Source organism: Streptomyces sp. 13-12-16, assembly GCF_002114215.1.
Lineage (GTDB): Bacteria > Actinomycetota > Actinomycetes > Streptomycetales > Streptomycetaceae > Streptomyces.
Window position 1 is genome coordinate 1 of sequence record NZ_NCTE01001015.1, and the last position, 1,705, is coordinate 1,705.

The 1,705-nt window shown below is 76.6% G+C and carries 1 protein-coding gene; it reads right to left on the reverse strand.

Annotated features, from left to right (window positions below; all coding sequences use genetic code 11):
- A partial coding sequence (locus B7767_RS34230; RefSeq protein WP_143652784.1) for a beta-ketoacyl synthase N-terminal-like domain-containing protein occupies positions 1-1,705 on the reverse strand: 1,705 nt, incomplete at both ends.

The following is a 1,705-nucleotide window of genomic DNA, read 5'->3' on the forward strand; positions in this document are numbered from 1 at the left end:
AGCCGCCGCGCCTGGCCCCGCAGCGCCGTCGCGTCCCGGGCCGACACCAGCCACGGCACGACGGCCCCCTCGGCGTCCGCGTCCCGCCCGGACGGTGCGGCCCCGGCCCCGGCCGGGGCCTCCTCGAGCACCAGATGGGCGTTGGTGCCGCTGATGCCGAACGACGAGACGGCCGCCCTGCGGGGCCTGCCGTCCCGGGCCGGCCACTCCCGTGCCCCGGTCAGCAGCCGTACGGCGCCGGAGGACCAGTCCACCCGGGTGCTGGGGGTGTCCGCGTGCAGGGTGCGCGGCAGCACTCCGTGTTCCAGTGCGAGGACCATCTTCATCACCCCGGCCACGCCGGCCGCCGCCTGGGTGTGGCCCAGGTTCGACTTGACCGAGCCCAGCCACAGCGGACGCCCCTCGGGACGCTCCCGTCCGTAGGTGTCGAGCAGCGCCTGCGCCTCGATCGGGTCGCCGAGCGGCGTACCGGTGCCGTGCGCCTCCACCGCGTCCACGTCCGCCGCGGTCAGTCCCGCGTCGGCCAGCGCCCGGCGGATGACCCGGCGTTGGGCGAGCCCGTTGGGCGCGGTCAGGCCGTTGGAGGCGCCGTCCTGGTTGACCGCCGAGCCGCGGATCACCGCGAGCACGGGATGACCGTTTCGCCGGGCGTCGGACAGCCGCTCCAGGAGCAGCAGGCCGGCACCCTCCGACCAGGCGGCCCCGTCGGCGCCCTCGCCGAAGGACTTGCAGCGGCCGTCCGGGGACAGGCCCCGCAGCCGGGAGAAGCCCACGAACGGTGCCGGTGTCGCCATCACCGCCACACCCCCGGCGAGCGCCAGGTCCGACTCCCCGGACCGCAGCGACCGGCACGCCAGGTGCAGCGCGACCAGCGACGAGGAGCAGGCCGTGTCCACGGTCAGGGCGGGGCCGTCGAGGCCCAGGGTGTACGAGATCCGCCCGGAGAGCGCACCGGCGGAGGTACCCACCGGGAGCAGCCCCTCCAGTTCTCCGGACGGGTCGGTCGCGCCGGTCGCGTAGTCGTGGTACATGGCGCCGGTGAACACACCGGTACGGCTGCCGCGCAGCGTCAGCGGATCGATCCGGGCCCGCTCCACCGCCTCCCAGGCGAGCTCCAGCAGCAGCCGCTGCTGCGGGTCGGTGGCGAGCGCCTCCCGCGCCGACATGCCGAAGAACCCGGCGTCGAAGTGGGCGGCGTCGCGCAGGAAGCCGCCCTCGCGGGCGTAGGAGGTGCCCGGGTGCTCCGGGTCGTCGTCGAAGAGGGTGTCCAGAGGCCAGCCGCGGTCGGTGGGGAACCCCGACACGGCGTCCACGCCGTCGGCCAGCAGCGCCCACAGGGCCTCGGGGGAGGTGGTGTCCCCGGGCAGCCGGCAGGACATGCCCACGATCGCCACGGGCTCGTCGCCGGTCACCGGGCCGGGCGGCCGTTCCTCGTCCCGGCCGTTCAGCCCGGCCAGTTCCCGGGCGAGGGCGGCCGGGGTCGGGAAGTCGAAGGCCACCGCGGCGGGCAGGGGAAGCCCCGTGGCCTCGGTGAGCGCGTTGCGCAGCCGCACCGCGGCCACCGAGTCGAGGCCGTGCGCGCGGAACGTGACGTCCGGCCCGATGGGTTCCGTACCGTCCGCGTCCCCCGCGCCGAGCACCTCGGCGACCGCGGCGACGACCAGGTCGAGGGCCGTGCGCGGGTCCGGGCGGGGCGCGTCGGCGG